Origin of the sequence: Bizionia gelidisalsuginis (assembly GCF_008086185.1) — a bacterium.
Lineage (GTDB): Bacteria > Bacteroidota > Bacteroidia > Flavobacteriales > Flavobacteriaceae > Bizionia > Bizionia saleffrena.
Genome location: NZ_VSKN01000001.1, coordinates 414943 through 433232, shown reverse-complemented (window position 1 = coordinate 433232; position 18290 = coordinate 414943). Strand labels below are relative to the sequence as shown.

Here is an 18290-nt window from a genome sequence, read left to right as displayed (position 1 = left end):
GATCTGGAAAACACAGATCTACATCGTTAAACCATTCTTTAAATAATTGAAATGGATTGTCTGGTGTGTTTTCAATTAAGAGTTCACTTTTTGTATAGGCCTTTCTATAGTGTCCTAAATCTTTTTCCATTGGTTTTGTATTTTATTAATAAGTTATGTGACGTGTTGATTTACAACTCAAAGACTTTACCGTCATTCGCTAACTCTACAGTACCAAAACACGTCTCAGCTTCAGTTTTAAATGCATTTAAATCGTCGTAACGCGTGGAGTAATGTCCTAATATCAAAGTTCCAACATTAGCTATCTTAGCAATCTTGGCAGCCTCTATAGCTGTACTATGCTTAGTTTTAGGTGCTAACTTAGCGTGTTTTTCTAAAAACGTGGACTCGTGGTACAACACGGTAACGTCTTTTATAATGGGCACAATTGCTTCATTATAGGCCGTATCACTACAAAAGGCATAACTTTTTGGAGTGGGCCCTGCGTGCGTAACGGTTTCGTTTTTAATAGTAATACCGGCTTCATTAACCACATCGAACCCCTGTTTTAATTTACGATAGTAAGCAATATCAATATTTGTGTTTAATACAGCATTCATATCTAACTTGCGCTCGTGTTCTTTCTCTTTAAAAAGGAAACCGTTAGTATACACGCGGTGATCTAAAGGAATGGTATGCACTTCAACTTTTTCATCTTCAAAAATAATTTCGGAAGACGTATTTGTCAGCTCGTGAAAAATTAGTTGATAGTTGGTCCACGATTTACTCAGTTTTAACTGAAGGGTAATAATTTCTTTTAAACCTTTCGGTCCATAAATATGTAAATCGGCTTCGCGAGTAAGTAACCTGAAAGTTGAAATTAAACCGACCAAACCAAAAAAGTGATCGCCATGTAAGTGTGAAATAAACACGTGTTTGATACGATTAAACTTTATTTTATGCCTTCTAATTTCTACCTGAGTACCCTCGCCACAGTCGATTAAAAAAATATGATTGTTTATTTCAAGAACCTGCGCCGTAGGATTTGTAAAAGCACGCGGCGTAGCACTATAACAGCCTAATATATTTAGTTTCATTATAATGTGATTTTAGAGTTAGTTAATGTGCTGTTGGGGTGGAAGCAATAGTAACTATAATTCTAAATCGCGTTCCATTTCTTCCATTTCAATAATATCGAAAGCCTCTTTTACCGTTGGTACAACAACGATTTCTTCAGGAATTTCAGTACTACTAATTTTATCTGTGACCACAACAAAAGTTAATTTGGCTGCACGATGGTTATTAGATAAACGTAAGAATTCTATAACATCTTGAAGTGAAATAGAACCTAAAGAACTTAATTTAACGATAATATTATCGTTTTTAAATTTTGGATAAAGGGCTTCTATTTTTTTTACTAACTCTACAATCGTTGCCTTTTCTTGAGTGATGATTGATGTGTTTTGTTCTTTATCTATAATCATATTATTATTGTTTTAATTTTGAAGCTAATAAATAAATAACCGCCATCCTAACTGCTACGCCATTTTGTACTTGATCTAGTATAATGGCTTGTTTAGAATCGGCAACATCACTAGTAATTTCCACGCCGCGATTAATGGGGCCGGGATGCATAATCGTAATTTCTTTATCTAAAGAGTCTAAAAGCGCTTTATTAACACCAAATTGTTGTGTATATTCTCGTGTTGAAGGAAAGTAACTTATGTCCATTCTTTCGTTTTGTACGCGCAACATATTAGCGACATCACACCAATTTAATGCTTTACGCAAATCGGTTTCTACGGTAACGCCAAGTTTTTCGATATATTTTGGGAGTAATGTTTTTGGTCCGCAAACCTTAACATTAGCGCCTTGTAGTTTTAAAGCATAAATATTAGAAAGTGCCACGCGACTGTGCAAAATATCGCCGACAATAACCACATTTTTACCTGCAACTTCTCCTAATCTTTCTCGTATGGAATACGAATCTAACAACGCTTGAGTAGGGTGTTCGTGTGCGCCATCTCCTGCATTAATAATATTGGCGTTAATATGTTTAGATAAAAATACGCTGGCTCCAGGATTAGGGTGACGCATTACTACCATATCAACTTTCATCGATAATATATTGTTAACGGTATCTATTAAAGTTTCTCCTTTTTTTACTGAAGATTGCGCTGCTGAAAAATTAATTACATCTGCCGAGAGTCGCTTTTCAGCGAGTTCGAAAGAGAGTTTTGTTCGGGTAGAATTTTCAAAAAACAAATTAGCAATTGTAATATCCCTTAGTGATGGTACTTTTTTAATCGGCCTATTAATAACTTCTTTGAAGTGATCGGCGGTTTGAAAAATAAGTTCAACATCCTGTTTATTAAGATACTTTATCCCTAGCAAGTGGTTAACACTTAATTCACTCATTGTATTGATATGTTTCTGTAATTACTACTCTTTTATTTGAAATGAAAGCGGCTGAACCTGGGTTTTAGTTTCGCACTAAATAAACACAGTCTTCACCTTCATTTTCAATCCAATTTACTTTTACTTTTTCTTCGTTAATAGCATCTACTTGTCGGCCGCGATAATCCGGCTGAATAGGTAGATGTCTGCTAAATCGTCTATCTATTAACGTTAATAATTCTATATCATCTGGTCTCCCAAACGATTGTATTGCCGTTAAGGCCGAACGAATACTTCGCCCTGTATAGAGCACATCGTCTATAAAAACTACTTTTTTATTTTCTATTTCGAAGTCGATTTCTGTAGAATTCGCCGTCAAGGTTTTGTCGCCACGTCTAAAGTCGTCTCTATAGAATGTAATATCCAAAAGGCCTAACTTTAAATCTTTAATCTTATACTCTGTTTTAAGTAACTCGGCCAGTCGTTTCGCCAAAAATGAACCTCTTGGTTGTATACCTATTAAGACAGTGTTAGAAAAGTCATCGTGGTTTTCTATTAATTGACAAGCCAGTCTATGAAGTATAATATTAATGGCTGTGGCGTTAAGTAGCACTTTCTGACTCATAATGGGATTTCATCGGGTTTGTGTAACAAAGTTACTGTAAATAGTTAAGAGTTTAAAGATAATTTTGCGCATAAAAAAAGCCTTTCATTTCTGAAAGGCTTTTAAAAGTATTATGAGTGGTAATTATTGTTTACCGTCCATTTTATCTTTAAGCGCTTGTAAAGCATCATTTGCATCACCTAAAGTTGTTTTAGATTCAGCAGTTTGAGTTGTTTGTTTTTCAACAGCAGCTTTTACATTAGCCATTTCTTCAGCTTTAAAAATTGCAGTATGCGAAGCAACTACTCTTTTAAATTCTTTGTTAAATTCAATAATTTTGAATTCAGCTGAATCTCCTTTTCCTAATTTAGAACCGTCTTCTTTTTCAAGGTGACGAGAAGGAACAAAAGCAACGATATCCTCGTTAAATTCGATAGTTGCACCTTTATCTACAACCTCAGCAATTTGTGCTGTATGTGTTGTTGCTAAAGCAAACTCAGTTTCGTATTTATCCCACGGGTTAGTTGTTGTTTGTTTGTGACCTAAAGATAATTTACGTCCTTCAACATCTAACTCAAGTACTACTACTTCTAATTTGTCTCCAACGGCACAGAACTCAGATGGGTGCTTAATTTTCTTAGTCCAAGATAAATCAGAGATATAAATTAATCCGTCAATACCTTCTTCTAATTCAACAAAAACACCAAAGTTTGTAAAGTTACGTACAATACCAGTGTGCTTAGAAGCTACTGGATATTTTGTAGTAATATCTGTCCAAGGATCTTGCGATAATTGCTTAATACCTAAAGACATTTTACGATCTTCTCTATCTAAAGTTAAGATTTGTGCATCTATTTCGTCTCCTACAGAAACAAAATCGTTTGCAGAACGTAAGTGTGTAGACCAAGACATTTCTGAAACGTGAACTAAACCTTCAACACCTTCAGCAACTTCGATAAATGCACCGTAATCTGCGATTACAACAACTTTACCTTTTACTTTGTCTCCAACGCTTACTTCTTCACCTAAGGCATCCCAAGGGTGCTTAGATAATTGTTTAAGACCTAATTGGATTCTAGATTTATTTTCGTCAAAATCAAGAATTACAACATTTAATTTTTGATCTAACTCAACAATCTCATTTGGATGGTTAATTCTAGACCACGATAAATCTGTAATATGAACTAATCCGTCAACACCACCAAGATCGATAAATACACCGTAAGAAGTAATATTTTTAACAATACCTTCTAATACTTGACCTTTTTCTAATTGACCAATAATTTCTTTTTTCTGTACTTCGATATCAGCTTCGATAAGTGCTTTATGCGACACTACTACGTTTTTGAATTCGTGGTTAATTTTCACCACTTTAAATTCCATAGTTTTGTTTACATACTGATCGTAATCTCTAATTGGCTTAACGTCAATTTGAGAACCTGGTAAGAATGCTTCGATTCCGAAAACATCTACAATCATACCACCTTTCGTTCTACATTTTACGAAACCATTAACGATTTCTCCAGTTTCATGCGCATTATTAACACGCTCCCAAGCCTTAATAACACGAGCTTTTCTGTGAGATAATATTAATTGTCCAGTCGCGTCTTCACGAACGTCAATTAATACTTCCACTTTGTCTCCTACTGCTAAGTTAGGGTTGTAACGGAATTCGTTTAATGAAATAACACCTTCAGATTTAGCGTTGATGTCGATAATAGCGTCACGATCTGAGATGTGTACTACTTCTCCAGTTACAACTTCGTCATCTAATGTGTCTACGAAATTTTCTGATACTAATTTTTCAAATTCTTTTAATTGAGAATCTTCAACCTCATCAATACCTTCTTGGTAATTGTGCCAGTTAAAGTCTGCTAAGAATTGTTCAGGATTTGCTTGTGCTTCAGAGATTACTGGAGCCTCATTTGTTGCAGCGTTTGTTGCTTCAACTTCTGCTTGTTTTGCTTTGTCAGCCATTGCAGATAAGTTTTTGTATTCTGTATGTCTAGGAAGATTTAAACGTGTAACACACAGAAGTGTTAAATTAAAATTGTTTTATAGCCCTTTTATCTTTCCTATAAATCCGTTAAAAGGAGTGCAAAAATAATACTTTTTATGACTACAACCTAATCCCAACAAATAATTTTTAACGAACTGATTACAAAGTAAATAAATAATTGTTAAATGTAATTCGTATTTATGTTTTTTCTATCTTTAATAGATTATAAATTAGTAACTAAGAAATGGCTGTGAAATCGAAATACCAAGAGGTTTTAAATTTAGGGGAACAATTAAACATTAAAAATGGTGCTGTTTCTGAAGACAATGGCGACCTTCACGTTAAAGGTACCGCAGCAACCCAATACGAAAAAAACTTACTTTGGGATAAAATAAAATTAGCTGGTGGCGAAAATCCTAGCGATATTGTTGCCGATACGAGCGTTTACCACAGGCACACCGTTAAAAGTGGAGAAACTTTAGGTGAAATTGCAAAGCTATATTATAACAACCCAGCTAAATACCAAGCTATATTTGCAGCAAATTCAGATATTTTAAAGAACCCAGATGTAATTTACCCAGATCAAGAATTAATAATTCCAAATTTGTAGGAGTTTAATAGCACCTTTGAAGCGCGTTTTTTAGATACAATAGTATAACGTTTGCTTTTATTTAAAGGCCTTACTTTTTAGTAAGGCTTTTTTTGTTTATTATTTAATACTATTCTATAACTTTTACACTTTTGTTATGCAAATCTTTGGTTTACCAAAAGTAGAACGCGCTCAAATTGTGTTATTAAATCTAAATTAGAATTGTCTAATTCTATAGCGTCTTCAGCTTTACGTAATGGTGAATCCTCTCGGTGCGAATCGATATAATCACGGTCTTCAACATTTTTTAAAACGTCTGCATACGTTACCTCATCCCCACGTTCAATAAGTTCATCAAACCGTCTTCTAGCTCTCTTTTCCGCCGAAGCAATCATAAACAATTTTAATTCAGCATCTGGAAAAACCACGGTTCCAATATCGCGGCCATCCATAACAACGCCTTTATCTTTACCCATTTGTTGTTGCTGTTGTACTAATTGAGAGCGCACCTCTGAAACCGCTGCAACTTGACTTACATAACGAGACACTTCCAACGTTCTAATTTCCTTTTCTATTTTTACACCGTTTAAATACACTTCGGCAAAACCGACTATATCATTAAATTTAAAACTAATGGTAATGGTGTTTAATGCAGCGACTAATTTAGAAGCTTCAAAATGGTGTGCATCTATAAAGCCGTGTTGCATAGCAAACCACGTTACCGCACGATACATTGCGCCGGTATCGACATAAATGTATCCTAAATGTTTAGCAAGTTGTTTGGCGACCGTACTTTTTCCTGTTGAAGAAAAACCGTCTATGGCTATCGTGATTTTTTTCACTTGTATTACGTTTTAATGGCTAAAATAAGGATAATTATAAGGTTTCAGATGGATTTATTGCAAATCTAGATGAAGTCCGAAAAAGTTAGAATTCCCTGCCGCTGTGTATTTGGCGTGTGTATAACTAAATCTTAATTTGTTAAGCCTAATAGAAAACCCAGCTGATAAGCCTGAGAAATTACGCTGATCTACAATTCTAAGTTCTTCCGCTCGTCTAAAATTATATCCTAAGCGAATATTAAACCCTTTATCTGGAAACAATTCCGCACCTAAAATAGTGTGCCTTATAACATTCGATAAAAAACCTACTTTCTCTGGTGTTTGATTACCTTCTAAATCGGTAGTGGCACGTGCTGGATTTGGTAGTCCAATTGGCCATTGCTGCAAATTCTCGAAGGTGATGTGCCAACGCAACGGAATATACTCTAAGGTTTGAGACAAGCCAAAAGCGACTTCTAGTGGTAACGATTCGTAACGTTCGTTATAAGCAGTAATTTGTGTTCCTAAATTTCTAACCACTAACGTCGCTTGAAATTCTAATTCTTCATCGCGGTACAGTAATCCTAAATCGGTGGCAACACCAAAGGAATTATACTGTTCTAAACTTGAGGTTATAAATTTTAAATTGGCTCCAAAATAAAAATTAGAATAGCCTAATTGCACGGCATATCCTACAGATAATGCGGCTTCCGAACCTGAAAACGAACCTGTAGCATTTCCATTTTCGTCATACCCATCAAAAGAACCATAATTTACGTAAGTGGCTCCAATATGAAAGGTTTGAGTTCTTCGGTCTAAAGTATAAGCATAAGCCACGGAACCGTAAGAAATATCGCCTAAGTAACTCGTGTAATTTAAGGCCAATTGGTTATCCATATCGCCATTAATAGTCGCCGGATTGTATAAGGCTTGCGTAACATCGTAATCGACATTAGTAAGCACCTTACCTCCCAACGCTGCTTGACGTGGTGATGACACTAAGTTAAGAAATTGATAAGTAGACTGCCCACCCAGTTGTGCAAAACAAACGGCGGTAGAAAACAAACATAAAATGGGCAAATATTTTTTAAGCATAAAGCTGCAAAGTAACTAAATCTATTTTAAAACGCCTACAACTCTTTTTTATTTTTAAGAGCCTTTATATTATCCATAATTAGTGACTTTTACAACATTATTAAATTATGAATCTATAAGATATAGCACAATAAAATCGGCAATAATTTGACATAAAAAAAACCATAAACTGCTTCTATAACACAGTTTATGGTTTACAAATATAAGGTATTAAACCTATTAAAGGATTTTAGCGTTTTCTACTTTTTCTTTCGTTAATGCTACTTTTAAAACATCTTTCATATCACTAACATAATGAAAGGTTAATCCTTTTAAATAGTCTTGATTTATTTCTTCAATATCGCGTCTGTTCTCTTCGCATAATAAAATTTCTTTTATTCTAGCGCGTTTAGCAGCGAGTATTTTTTCTTTAACACCGCCTACAGGTAATACTTTACCTCTTAAGGTAATCTCACCAGTCATCGCCATATTCTTCTTTACTTTACGTTGTGTAAATAAAGAGACTAAAGACGTAAGCATAGTTACACCTGCACTCGGCCCGTCTTTAGGGGTTGCACCTTCTGGTACGTGAATATGCACATTGTACTTATCGAAAACGTCGGGATCTATACCAAATTCCTCTGCATTCGATTTTATGTATTCCAAAGCAATAGTTGCCGATTCTTTCATTACTTTTCCTAAGTTACCTGTAATGGAAAGCGTTCCTTTCCCTTTAGATAAAATAGACTCAATAAATAAGATATCACCTCCTACCGTAGTCCACGCTAAGCCTGTAACGACTCCAGCAACATTGTTATTTTCATATTTGTCGCGTTCTAATTTAGGACCGCCTAATATTTCAATAATATTTTCGTTAGAAATTTTTATATTATACTCTTCTTCCATTGCGATATTCATAGCCGCATAACGCACCATTTTGGCAATTTGCTTCTCTAAACCACGCACTCCAGATTCTCTAGTATATCCCTCAACAATTTTTTCTAATTGTGGTTTACCTATTTTTAAATGAGCGTCTTTTAACCCGTGCTCTTTTAATTGTTTTGGTAGTAAATGACGTTTTGCAATTTCAACTTTTTCTTCAATGGTGTAGCCCGATACGTTTATTATTTCCATACGATCGCGTAATGCAGGCTGAATGTTACCTAAATTATTTGAGGTGGCAATAAACATCACTTTAGACAAGTCGAAACCTAATTCCAAGAAATTATCGTGAAATTTGCTATTCTGCTCTGGATCTAAAACTTCTAATAATGCAGAAGAAGGATCTCCTTGATTAGAATTTGACAGCTTATCAATCTCATCCAGTACAAAAACAGGATTTGAAGTCCCTGCTTTTTTTAGATGCTGAAGAATTCGCCCCGGCATGGCACCAATATACGTTTTTCTATGTCCGCGAATCTCTGCTTCATCACGCAAACCACCTAAAGACATACGCACATACTCGCGCCCTAAAGCTTCAGCAACAGATTTACCTAATGAAGTTTTACCCACACCTGGAGGGCCGTATAAGCATAAAATTGGCGACTTCATATCGTTACGCAACTTTAAAACCGCTAAGTATTCAATAATACGTTTCTTAACATCGTCTAATCCGTAATGATCGCGATCTAAAATCTTTTTAGCCCGTTTTAAATCGAATTTATCCTTGCTAAACTCATTCCACGGTAAATCTAAAAAGAACTCTAAATAGTTACGCTGAATCGAGTATTCTGCAACTTGCGGATTCATGCGTTTCATTTTGCTAATTTCTTTTTCAAAATGACTAGCAATGTCTTCACTCCACTTTTTTGTTTTTGCACGCTTCTGCATATCTTCGATCTCCTGCTCATTATTACTACCCAATTCTTCTTGAATAGTTTTCATTTGCTGGTGTAAGAAATACTCCCGTTGCTGTTGGTTCATATCACTTTGAACCTTCGATTGTATATCGTTACGCAACTCTAATTTCTGAAGTTCAAAATTCATAAACTTCAACGTTTCAAGCGCACGTTCTTTAAGATCGTTTTTCTCTAATAATGCTTGCTTATCCGATACCGATAAATTCAGATTTGACGACACAAAATTAATTAAGAACGAATCGCTTTCAATGTTTTTAATGGCAAAAGACGCCTCGCTAGGTATATTCGGACTGTCTTTAATAATTTGTAAAGCCAATTCTTTAATAGAATCTATAATCGCTTCAAACTCTTTATTCTGAAGTGCTGGTTTAGCTTCAGGCACCTCGCGAACCGTAGCATTCATATATGGATCTTCGGTAATGACTTCGGCAATACTAAAACGCTTTTTACCTTGAATAATTACCGTTGTATTTCCGTCAGGCATTTTTAATACCTTTAAAATACGCGCCACCGTACCTACCGTGTTTACATCGCCTGCTTTCGGGTCCTCTACCGTTTCATCTTTCTGAGACACCACTCCAATAACTTTACTCCCTTTGTTAGCATCGTTAATTAGCTTAATTGACTTATCTCTCCCTGCGGTAATTGGGATAACCACTCCGGGAAATAACACCGTATTTCTTAAGGATAAAATGGGTAAGGTTTCAGGAAGTTCTTCCTTGTTTATTTTCTCTTCATCTTCAGGCGTCATTAAAGGAATTAATTCTGAATTTTCATCAAAATCCTGTAATGACAAACTGTCGAGACTTATTAAATTAGATTTCTTCATATGTTATATTAGGTCATTATGTCACTTCATAAGAAGCGTTCATAATTTATATCGTTTTACATTCTATTGAAACACTAATAATAGCACTGATTAACAACTAGTTACCCATAAATGCATTAGGTTTCACTTGTAAAAGTTCAATTAATATGCCGTTTTTAAAAAACAATCGTTTGCAGTAGCTTTCAGCAAAAATTAAACTAACTTTTAAATTATTTTAAATAAGTGTAACACTTGGGTGAAAACCGCCTCTTTATAGTAATAATTATTTTTTTTGATACTAACTAAACAAAATACCGAAGCACTTATAGTACTCTGTAAAGCTAAAGACCACTCCGCACAATTGGAAATTTACAACAGATATTATAGCGCTATGTATAATACGGCATTCCGAATTGTTAAAGACAGTTTCAATGCCGAAGATATTATGCAAGATGCTTTTTTACTAGCTTTTACTAAGTTAGACACGCTAAAAGATTGCAACACTTTTGGAGCGTGGCTAAAACGCATTGTAATTAATAAAAGCATTTATCATTTTAATAAAAACAAAAAGGAAAACACAATACCACTAGACGATATACTTTATAAAACAGAAGACAATACGGGCATTACAAGCGATTATGAATACACCACTTTACAAGCACAACAGATTATAAAAGTAATGAATACCCTAAAAGACAATTACCGTATTGCGCTCTCTTTACATTTAATTGAGGGCTACGATTATGAAGAAATTAGCCAAATTATGAACATTACGTACGCCAATTGTAGAACCATAATTTCCAGAGCAAAAGAAAAATTACGCAAGAAAATACACGCTTTATAATTGAAATTATTATGAAAAACGACAATATAGAAACGCTGTTTAAAGATTTACATCAAGATTTTAATGTAGAAACGCCTAATACTGGCCACCACGCTCGGTTTTTAGAAAAGTTGGACACTCAAAACGCTTTGGGAGCATTGCCTATAAGCACTTCCAAACGCGAACTTTGGAAACCGATTACCGCTATTGCGGCGACCATTGTTTTATTGGTCGCACTAACGCTGACTTTAAAACCGAATAACCCCGTGCATGATCTGGCAAATGTATCTCCAGAAATGGCCAATACCCAGACCTTTTTCACCTCGGTTATTAATGAAAAACTAAACACTATTAACAATGCAAAATCGCCAGAAACGACCCTTTTAATTAAAGATGCTATGGTGCAAATGGAAATTCTTGAAAAGGAATACAACCAATTGAAAATAGATTTAACAGAAAGCGGAAACGATAAACGTGTCATTCACGCTATGATTAATAATTTTTGGAATCGCATAAACCTACTTAAAGAAGTCGTCGATACTATTGAAGGCTTAAAAACTATAAACTACAACACAGATGAAATTACGCTATAAACATTCTATACTCTTACTATTACTACCACTAGCACTATTTGCTACTAACGGTCAAGGCCGTTATAAAAAAGAAAAAACCATAACTAAATCGTTTAACGTTAACGAAAGTGCGACATTAAAAGTAGACAATAGTTACGGGAATCTAAACGTGGTGACTTGGGATAAAAACCGAATTGAATTCGAAATCACAATTACAACCACTGGAGACAGCGAGGATAAAGTACTACAGAAACTAAATGATATTACCGTTCATTTTAGTAATACCGATAATTATGTGTCGGCAATTACAACGTTTAATAAAGAAAAATCGAGTGCGTGGTGGAAATGGAATTCTAATAACTCGGTAAATATGAAAGTGAATTATATTATAAAAATGCCTCTGACTAATAATGTGGATTTATCTAACGATTACGGAACCATTAACCTAGGAAAACTGAAAGGAAATGCAACATTAAATTGTGATTATGGAAAAATTATTACTAAAGAATTGCTTTCTGAGGCTAACAACATCACGTTTGATTATTCTAACAATTGCTATTTTGAATATATAAAAGGAGGAAAAATTAATGCCGATTATAGCGATTTTACCATTTCTAAAACCAACAAAATTCATATTATTGCAGATTATACCAAATCGACCATCGAGGTTGCAGAAGAGGTCTCCTATAATTGCGATTATGGTGGTATAACCATCGGGAAAGCGAATAATGTAAGCGGAGATGGTGATTACCTTACGGTAAAGTTGGGCGAAATTTACAAAGATGTAGCTATTGTTGCCGATTATGGTTCTATAAGTATTGATAAGCTCACTAAAAATGCCGGCTCCGTTAAAATAGATTCCGATTATGTAGGTATAAATATTGGCTACGACTCAGAATATGCCTTTAATTTTAATATTCAGTTGGATTATGGCAGCTTAAAAGATGCTGATAATGCGCTTCAATTCAATAAAAAACGAGACGACTCGTCTTCAAAATACTACTCTGGTTTTCATTTAAGAGAAAACAGCTCTAATACTATTCGTATTAATTCAGATTATGGTAGTGTATCATTCTATAAACAGTAGACGATCTAAATCAATTAACGTCGTTATCAATCTATTTAAAAACCATAAAAAAAACACCTTACTATTATGAAACTATCTTTCGCATTTATAACCGCTTTATTATTTATAACCACCACACACGCCCAATGGAGTAATAAGACCATAAAGGGCAATGGAAACATAATTACAATTACTCGCAGCACCTCAGATTATGCCGGTATTAAATGCGCCGGATCGTGGGACTTTGTTTTAGTAAAAGGGAAAGAAGGCACACTAACTATTGAAGGAGAAGAAAACCTCTTAGACTATATTATTACTGAAGTAAACGGTGATGATTTAATAATTAAAACCGAAAATAATATTAATTTAAGAACGAGTTTCAATAAAACAATTACCATTACCATTCCATTTAAAGATATTGATGACGTGTCGCTAGCAGGATCGGGAGATATAACGAGCAAACACACCATTATAAGCAACGATTTTGAAACCAAATTAGCCGGCTCTGGAGATATTATTTTAGATATTGAAGCTAAAGACACTACAGTAGTTGTTACTGGTTCTGGAGATATCACGCTCTCAGGAAACACCGATACTCTAGAAGCTTCGGTGACGGGATCTGGAGATATCCACGCCTTCAAATTAAATGCGTCTACGGCTAATGTAAAAGTAACAGGCTCTGGAGATATTGAATTGCTTTGTAAAAGCAGTTTAAAAGCTAAGGTTACAGGATCGGGTGATATCGTTTATAAAGGCAAGCCAAGCAATAAAAATAATAAGGTAAATGGTTCTGGAAGCATCCAACAGTTCTAATCGTTTAGAGCAAAATCACTTTTACTCGAAAACTAACAAAGCCTCAATCTTAAGATTGAGGCTTTGTTTTATATTCTACTTAATTACACCCATTAAGCTTTAATTTAAAGTATAATTGTTTATTTCCATAATAGAGGCCGTTTCAACACCGTCTGCTTCATCGTTAGTGTAAGATACTGTTTTAATAAGTCCAATATCTAAAGCGAAAAAATATTCTGATTCTGCGCTAATCACTTGAGCAGGAAAATCAGGACTAAATGAACTTAAAGTAGATCCTACTTTTATCACATCATTATAGGTTACTCCATTAAGATCTAAAGAGATTCCTTTTTCTAAAATTTCAAAATCGTAATCTAAATTTATTACCACATCTGGTATAGTTGGTAAACTAGGATCTTGAGAAGTATAACTGGTTACTGTTTGTGCCGAAGACGTCCACGTTGCTCCCGCATTTAAATAATCTTTTAGCATAATAACGCTATAACCATTTTGAGTTAGTGTAAACATACCATCTAAATAATCGGCTTGTAAATCTCCTATAGTCATGATATAGTCACCACCATTTTTTCTAGAATATGTTGAAATGTCAAGACCGTCAAACTCAGTTCCATCTGTTGCTGTACCACTTGGCATAAATTGTAAATATCTAAAAACCGAGTTGCCTTGGTAATCTACATTAGCATCAATTTCCATAACGTAATCGTCTTGCGCTTCATCGTCCACAGTATAATCGTAATTCCATACGTTATTAACCGCCATTGGCCAATAATCGCCAGTAGACTCACCACCCGGAGGGCCAGAACCATCGTCATTAACACCGTCGGCTACCGAACCATCAATATCAAAATTATAATCAGGATCTAAAGGTTCGTTTTCACACGAGAGTGTTGTCATTAAAAGCACGGAAAGTGTTAAAAAAGAAAGTAATTTTAGTTTTTTCATCTATTTTATTGATTAATTAGTTCAACAAACATACGTAAATAATTTAAATTCACATATTTCCTCGTGGCACTCTAAATAATAAAATGATTCCAATTAGGAAGAAAACAAACAGAAATAGTATCGCGTTTCGCATACTACCAGTAATCTGATCGATCGTTCCGTAAATAATCATACCAATAACGATTCCTATTTTTTCTGCAACATCAAAAAAACTAAAATAGGATGTGGTGTCAATCGTTTCGGGTAGAAATTTAGAGTAGGTGGAACGGGCTAACGATTGAATACCTCCCATTACTAACCCCACTAAACCGGCAGCAATATAAAACTGCGTTGGGGTTTCCATAAAATACGCATAGAAACAAAGTCCCATCCATATAATATTTACAGCAATTAATGTTTGTATGTTACCAAATTTAGCTGAAGCTCGAGAGGTTAAAATAGCACCAATAATGGCTACCATCTGAATAACTAATATACTGGCTATTAGCCCCATTGTTTTTCCATCTTCAGGCCACGCAATTTCTTCTTCACCAAAATAAACGGCCACAAGCATAATGGTTTGAACCGCCATACTAAACACAAAAAACGCAACTAAATAACGTTTTAGGCGTAAGTTTTGCTGTAGTTGTTGCCATACCAATTTCAACTCTTTAAAACCATTAAAAACGACGGAAGCCGTTACTTTATGACCTTTAGAGGTTCCTTTAGGTAGTATATAAAAGGTATATTGACTAAATCCAATCCACCATATTCCTACCATTAAAAACGAATAACGCATCATTTGCATTTTAGCTTCACCTGTTTCTTGGCTCATTACCATTGCTAAGTTTATTACTAATAGCAAAACACTTCCAATGTATCCCATAGAAAATCCTTTGGCACTAATCTTATCTTGTTGCTCCGAGAACGCGATATCTGGCAAATAGGAATTGTAGAACACCAAACTTCCCCAATACCCAATAAGACCCATAAAATAAAAGAGTAAGCTACTATAAATATGTTCTAAGCTAAACCAATACAAGCCAATACAACCGGCACCACCCACGTAGCAAAAAAACTTCATAAAGGTTTTCTTATTGCCAACATAATCGGCAATACCTGATAGTAAAGGGGAGGTAACCGCGACCACCAAAAAGGTAAATGCTGTTACGAAAATAATAAGCGCCGTACTTTTAAATTCGAAGCCGAAAGCGTACACTTTCTTAATTTCGTCTGCAAACAATGCCGAATAAAAAATGGGAAATATAGACGACGCAATAGTTAATGTGTATACCGAATTTGCCCAGTCGTAAAACGCCCAAGCATTCAATAATTTTTTACTTCCTTTTTCTAAATGTGCCATAAAATAAAAGCCACTCGGTTTTAAGAGTGGCTTCGAAAATAAGTAATTCTATAAAGTTATATACAAATTACTTTTAAAATTTATTGGTTACTCTAAAAGAAGTCACGCCAAATTTTTTCGCTTCGGCTTTGGCTGCCGGTGCTAGTTGCGTTAATTCGTTAATACGTGTTTGGTTTGCAGGGTGAGTACTTAAAAACTCAGGCGGTGCTTGTCCGCCACTCGCTTTCGCCATACGCCTCCATAAATTTGCAGCCTCATCTGGGTTGTACCCCGCAATTGCGGTGAGATACAGTCCAATTTTATCGGCTTCTGTTTCGTGACCTCTACTAAATGGTAACATCACTCCAACTTGAGAACCTACACCGTAGGCTTGGTTAAAAATATTTTTAGTGTTTTCATCTTTTATAGCAATGTTTCCTACCACTGCTCCAGCTTGTTGCACCAGTCCAGCACTCATACGTTGTTGTCCGTGATTTGCTAAAGCGTGTGCTACTTCATGTCCCATAATAGCTGCAATCGCTGCTTCATTTTCAGCAACGGGTAAAATCCCTGTGTAAAACACAATTTTTCCTCCTGGCATACACCACGCGTTTACTTGCTCGTCGTTTACTAAATTATATTCCCATTTGTAATCGGTTAAATACCCTTGGTAACCGTTCGCGTTTAACCAGCGTTCTGCTGCTACGGCAATACGTTGCCCCACACGGGTTATCATTTCGGCATCTTTGGTGCCTTTAATCACTTTATGTTCTCCTAAAAAATCATTGTATTGCGCAAATGCGGTAGGAAACAACTGAGAGTTGGGTACTAATGCCAATGTTTTACTTCCTGTAAATGGGTTTGTAGAACACGAGAAAAACATGGTTAGTGTTACTACGGTTAGTATAGCTGATTTAAGTTTCATTGTTTTAAGAGTTATTTTTAGATTATAAAATTACATAAAGTTCGTTTTAAAAAAGTATACATTTAATTAATCACTTTTTTTGCTAGTTTAGACTGAATCAAATTTCAGGCCAATCACCACTAACTTCCTTTTAAAGATATAAAAAAAAATTAAGGTAAAATTAAAAATAGTTTGTAATACAATCCTTATTATTACGACTATTATAAAAAACTTATTAAATGATGATAGCTATGAAAAACGCCCTTATATTGTTATTTACCGTCTTTTTATTTAATTGTAACGGTAATGCACAACAGAAAAAACAAGACAAAGAAACCTTTGAAGTGACTAAAACGGAAGCCGAGTGGCAACAGGAATTATCACCAATGGCTTATAAAGTATTAAGAAAAACAGCAACCGAACGCCCCTTTTCTAGTCCGTTAGACAAAGAATATAGCAACGGAACGTATGTTTGTGTAGCTTGCGATACGCCACTATTTAAAGGAAAAGACAAATTTGATTCGGGAACGGGATGGCCAAGTTTCGATAGAGTAATTAAAGGTAACGTATCGTTTTCTGTAGATTACGATTTAGGCCAAGCGCGTACTGAAGAACATTGCGCTACTTGTGGCGGACATCTTGGTCACGTCTTTAACGACGGCCCAAGTGAAACCACAGGAAAAAGACATTGTGTAAACGGAGTAGCATTAAAATTTATACCAGAAAATGAGTAAATATAAAGTAAACAAGACGGAAGCCGAATGGAAAGCTCAGCTTACAGACGCAGAATATAAAATTTTAAGAGAAAAAGGAACAGAAAGACCTAACACGGGAACCTACAATTTAGTGTTCGATGATGGCACCTATAAATGCGCAGCTTGCAGTCAGCAATTATTTGAAAGTTCCAGTAAATTTGATGCCCATTGCGGATGGCCAAGTTTTGACGAATCTATAAAAGGAAGCGTTGACTATATCGAAGATAAAACTATCGGCATGCTGCGTACCGAAATTGTATGCTCTAATTGTGGTAGTCATTTAGGACACGTATTTAATGATGGCCCAACCGAAACTGGAACGCGTTACTGCGTAAACTCGGTGAGTGTTGCCTTAGATAAAAAATAAATAGTATTTTATTATGAACTAACGAGAACACCTTATGAAATTCACAATTTCTGTCTTATTTCTATTCTTTGCTTTGCATACCACCGCACAGCCAAGTACCTTAGCGGGCACGTATAGGCTCAGTATTGGTAAAGATTTTGCCCATAGTATAGATTACAACTTAACGCTTAATACGGACAGCACCTTTGTATTTCATTCATTTTCTAATGCAGTTAAAGGCATCCCGCCTGAAGTGCACATTTATGGTAAAGGACATTGGAAGGCGGTAAAAAACATAATTAGTTTCTCTACTAATACGGATAATGATATTAGCGCGAAATACTCTTTAGATTTTAATACTACCAAGGGGCGGTACATTACAAAGTCCCTAAGAGATAAATCGGATCGTGAAGTAAATACAAGACTTCAGATTTATGAATCTAAAATCCGATTTTTACACGGTACAGAATTAGTTAAGCAATAAGCACATAACAAACACTATAATAACACCCTGTTTTCTCATTTGAAAGCGGGGTGTTTTCATTATAGGCTTTTTAAAATGTGATTAATTTTAATAAACGAGGTTCTCGTTTCTTTTCACCTACAATCTATAGATTA

Annotated in this window: 19 protein-coding genes; 8 read left to right on the top strand and 11 right to left on the bottom strand. The window is 35.1% G+C overall.

The window, feature by feature from the left end; all coding sequences use genetic code 11:
• Nucleotides 1–170: 170 nt before the first annotated feature.
• The 5 genes from ES677_RS02005 to rpsA form a co-directional block, all read right to left on the bottom strand.
• The gene (locus ES677_RS02005; RefSeq protein ID WP_148380276.1) at nucleotides 171–1076 is read right to left on the bottom strand and encodes a ribonuclease Z; all 906 of its coding nucleotides are present in this window, start codon (nucleotides 1074–1076) and stop codon (nucleotides 171–173) included.
• A gap of 54 nt (nucleotides 1077–1130) precedes the next feature.
• A complete protein-coding gene (locus tag ES677_RS02000; protein WP_148370268.1) occupies nucleotides 1131–1463 on the bottom strand; it encodes a ribonuclease Z in 333 nt (110 codons plus the stop codon).
• Between the two features lie 4 nt (nucleotides 1464–1467).
• Entirely contained in the window at nucleotides 1468–2397 is a 930-nt protein-coding gene (locus ES677_RS01995) for an aspartate carbamoyltransferase catalytic subunit (protein WP_148370269.1), read from the bottom strand.
• Between the two features lie 64 nt (nucleotides 2398–2461).
• Entirely contained in the window at nucleotides 2462–3001 is a 540-nt protein-coding gene (gene pyrR, locus ES677_RS01990; protein WP_148370270.1) for a bifunctional pyr operon transcriptional regulator/uracil phosphoribosyltransferase PyrR, read from the bottom strand.
• A gap of 123 nt (nucleotides 3002–3124) precedes the next feature.
• On the bottom strand, nucleotides 3125–4957 hold the full coding sequence (gene rpsA / locus ES677_RS01985) for a 30S ribosomal protein S1 (protein WP_148370271.1): 1833 nt from the start codon (nucleotides 4955–4957) through the stop codon (nucleotides 3125–3127).
• Between the two features lie 266 nt (nucleotides 4958–5223).
• Here rpsA and ES677_RS01980 point away from each other — a divergent pair, with 266 nt between their 5' ends.
• Nucleotides 5224–5589, top strand: coding sequence for a LysM peptidoglycan-binding domain-containing protein (locus ES677_RS01980; protein ID WP_148380275.1), 366 nt, complete (start codon nucleotides 5224–5226; stop codon nucleotides 5587–5589).
• A 134-nt stretch (nucleotides 5590–5723) separates the two neighbouring features.
• On the opposite strand, the gene cmk is transcribed toward ES677_RS01980, so the two are convergent.
• From cmk to lon, 3 genes are all read right to left on the bottom strand, one after another.
• Complete coding sequence (cmk, locus tag ES677_RS01975) at nucleotides 5724–6410, bottom strand: (d)CMP kinase (protein WP_148370273.1); 687 nt, start codon at nucleotides 6408–6410, stop codon at nucleotides 5724–5726.
• Between the two features lie 54 nt (nucleotides 6411–6464).
• Nucleotides 6465–7484 carry a type IX secretion system protein PorQ gene (porQ, locus tag ES677_RS01970; RefSeq protein ID WP_148370274.1) on the bottom strand — a complete coding sequence of 340 codons (1020 nt, stop codon included), beginning with the start codon at nucleotides 7482–7484 and terminating at the stop codon, nucleotides 6465–6467.
• A gap of 219 nt (nucleotides 7485–7703) precedes the next feature.
• Nucleotides 7704–10151: an endopeptidase La gene (gene lon / locus ES677_RS01965; RefSeq protein ID WP_148380274.1), complete on the bottom strand. Its 2448-nt coding sequence runs from the start codon at nucleotides 10149–10151 to the stop codon at nucleotides 7704–7706.
• A gap of 271 nt (nucleotides 10152–10422) precedes the next feature.
• Between lon and ES677_RS01960 the strand changes: the two genes are divergently transcribed.
• From ES677_RS01960 to ES677_RS01945, 4 genes are all read left to right on the top strand, one after another.
• Entirely contained in the window at nucleotides 10423–10974 is a 552-nt protein-coding gene (locus ES677_RS01960) for an RNA polymerase sigma factor (protein ID WP_148370276.1), read from the top strand.
• Nucleotides 10975–10985: 11 nt separating this feature from the next.
• The gene (locus ES677_RS01955; protein WP_148380273.1) at nucleotides 10986–11546 is read left to right on the top strand and encodes a hypothetical protein; all 561 of its coding nucleotides are present in this window, start codon (nucleotides 10986–10988) and stop codon (nucleotides 11544–11546) included.
• Nucleotides 11530–12612: a hypothetical protein gene (locus ES677_RS01950; protein ID WP_148380272.1), complete on the top strand. Its 1083-nt coding sequence runs from the start codon at nucleotides 11530–11532 to the stop codon at nucleotides 12610–12612. The genes ES677_RS01955 and ES677_RS01950 overlap by 17 nt, the downstream gene beginning before the upstream one ends.
• 66 nt (nucleotides 12613–12678) lie before the next feature.
• The gene (locus tag ES677_RS01945) at nucleotides 12679–13404 is read left to right on the top strand and encodes a head GIN domain-containing protein (protein ID WP_148380271.1); all 726 of its coding nucleotides are present in this window, start codon (nucleotides 12679–12681) and stop codon (nucleotides 13402–13404) included.
• A 99-nt stretch (nucleotides 13405–13503) separates the two neighbouring features.
• Here the strand turns inward: ES677_RS01945 and ES677_RS01940 are convergent, their stop codons facing one another.
• The 3 genes from ES677_RS01940 to ES677_RS01930 form a co-directional block, all read right to left on the bottom strand.
• Nucleotides 13504–14346, bottom strand: a complete 843-nt coding sequence (locus ES677_RS01940; RefSeq protein WP_148380270.1) for a hypothetical protein — start codon at nucleotides 14344–14346, stop codon at nucleotides 13504–13506.
• A gap of 49 nt (nucleotides 14347–14395) precedes the next feature.
• Nucleotides 14396–15688, bottom strand: a complete 1293-nt coding sequence (locus tag ES677_RS01935) for an MFS transporter (RefSeq protein WP_148370281.1) — start codon at nucleotides 15686–15688, stop codon at nucleotides 14396–14398.
• A 73-nt stretch (nucleotides 15689–15761) separates the two neighbouring features.
• On the bottom strand, nucleotides 15762–16592 hold the full coding sequence (locus ES677_RS01930; protein WP_148370282.1) for a M48 family metallopeptidase: 831 nt from the start codon (nucleotides 16590–16592) through the stop codon (nucleotides 15762–15764).
• Nucleotides 16593–16822: 230 nt separating this feature from the next.
• On the opposite strand from ES677_RS01930, the gene msrB (ES677_RS01925) reads away from it, so the two are divergent.
• Genes msrB (ES677_RS01925) through ES677_RS01915 form a run of 3 tightly spaced genes read left to right on the top strand, consistent with a single transcriptional unit; the run spans nucleotide 16823 to nucleotide 18156 of the window.
• The gene (gene msrB, locus ES677_RS01925; protein WP_148380284.1) at nucleotides 16823–17305 is read left to right on the top strand and encodes a peptide-methionine (R)-S-oxide reductase MsrB; all 483 of its coding nucleotides are present in this window, start codon (nucleotides 16823–16825) and stop codon (nucleotides 17303–17305) included.
• Nucleotides 17298–17693 carry a peptide-methionine (R)-S-oxide reductase MsrB gene (gene msrB, locus ES677_RS01920; protein ID WP_148370284.1) on the top strand — a complete coding sequence of 132 codons (396 nt, stop codon included), beginning with the start codon at nucleotides 17298–17300 and terminating at the stop codon, nucleotides 17691–17693. The genes msrB (ES677_RS01925) and msrB (ES677_RS01920) overlap by 8 nt, the downstream gene beginning before the upstream one ends.
• 34 nt (nucleotides 17694–17727) lie before the next feature.
• The gene (locus ES677_RS01915) at nucleotides 17728–18156 is read left to right on the top strand and encodes a hypothetical protein (protein WP_148380269.1); all 429 of its coding nucleotides are present in this window, start codon (nucleotides 17728–17730) and stop codon (nucleotides 18154–18156) included.
• Nucleotides 18157–18290: the final 134 nt, after the last annotated feature.

Bases quoted from the DNA above. Each gene is read 5' to 3' on its own strand.
- ES677_RS01955 (WP_148380273.1), top strand. From the start codon at position 10,986: ATGAAAAACGACAATATAGAAACGCTGTTTAAAGATTTACATCAAGAT.
- ES677_RS01935 (WP_148370281.1), bottom strand. From the start codon at position 15,688: ATGGCACATTTAGAAAAAGGAAGTAAAAAATTATTGAATGCTTGGGCG.
- ES677_RS01995 (WP_148370269.1), bottom strand. From the start codon at position 2,397: ATGAGTGAATTAAGTGTTAACCACTTGCTAGGGATAAAGTATCTTAAT.
- ES677_RS01950 (WP_148380272.1), top strand. From the start codon at position 11,530: ATGAAATTACGCTATAAACATTCTATACTCTTACTATTACTACCACTA.
- rpsA (WP_148370271.1), bottom strand. From the start codon at position 4,957: ATGGCTGACAAAGCAAAACAAGCAGAAGTTGAAGCAACAAACGCTGCA.
- ES677_RS02000 (WP_148370268.1), bottom strand. From the start codon at position 1,463: ATGATTATAGATAAAGAACAAAACACATCAATCATCACTCAAGAAAAG.
- ES677_RS01930 (WP_148370282.1), bottom strand. From the start codon at position 16,592: ATGAAACTTAAATCAGCTATACTAACCGTAGTAACACTAACCATGTTT.
- lon (WP_148380274.1), bottom strand. From the start codon at position 10,151: ATGAAGAAATCTAATTTAATAAGTCTCGACAGTTTGTCATTACAGGAT.
- ES677_RS02005 (WP_148380276.1), bottom strand. From the start codon at position 1,076: ATGAAACTAAATATATTAGGCTGTTATAGTGCTACGCCGCGTGCTTTT.
- ES677_RS01915 (WP_148380269.1), top strand. From the start codon at position 17,728: ATGAAATTCACAATTTCTGTCTTATTTCTATTCTTTGCTTTGCATACC.
- ES677_RS01940 (WP_148380270.1), bottom strand. From the start codon at position 14,346: ATGAAAAAACTAAAATTACTTTCTTTTTTAACACTTTCCGTGCTTTTA.
- ES677_RS01945 (WP_148380271.1), top strand. From the start codon at position 12,679: ATGAAACTATCTTTCGCATTTATAACCGCTTTATTATTTATAACCACC.
- ES677_RS01980 (WP_148380275.1), top strand. From the start codon at position 5,224: ATGGCTGTGAAATCGAAATACCAAGAGGTTTTAAATTTAGGGGAACAA.
- msrB (WP_148380284.1), top strand. From the start codon at position 16,823: ATGAAAAACGCCCTTATATTGTTATTTACCGTCTTTTTATTTAATTGT.
- porQ (WP_148370274.1), bottom strand. From the start codon at position 7,484: ATGCTTAAAAAATATTTGCCCATTTTATGTTTGTTTTCTACCGCCGTT.
- pyrR (WP_148370270.1), bottom strand. From the start codon at position 3,001: ATGAGTCAGAAAGTGCTACTTAACGCCACAGCCATTAATATTATACTT.
- msrB (WP_148370284.1), top strand. From the start codon at position 17,298: ATGAGTAAATATAAAGTAAACAAGACGGAAGCCGAATGGAAAGCTCAG.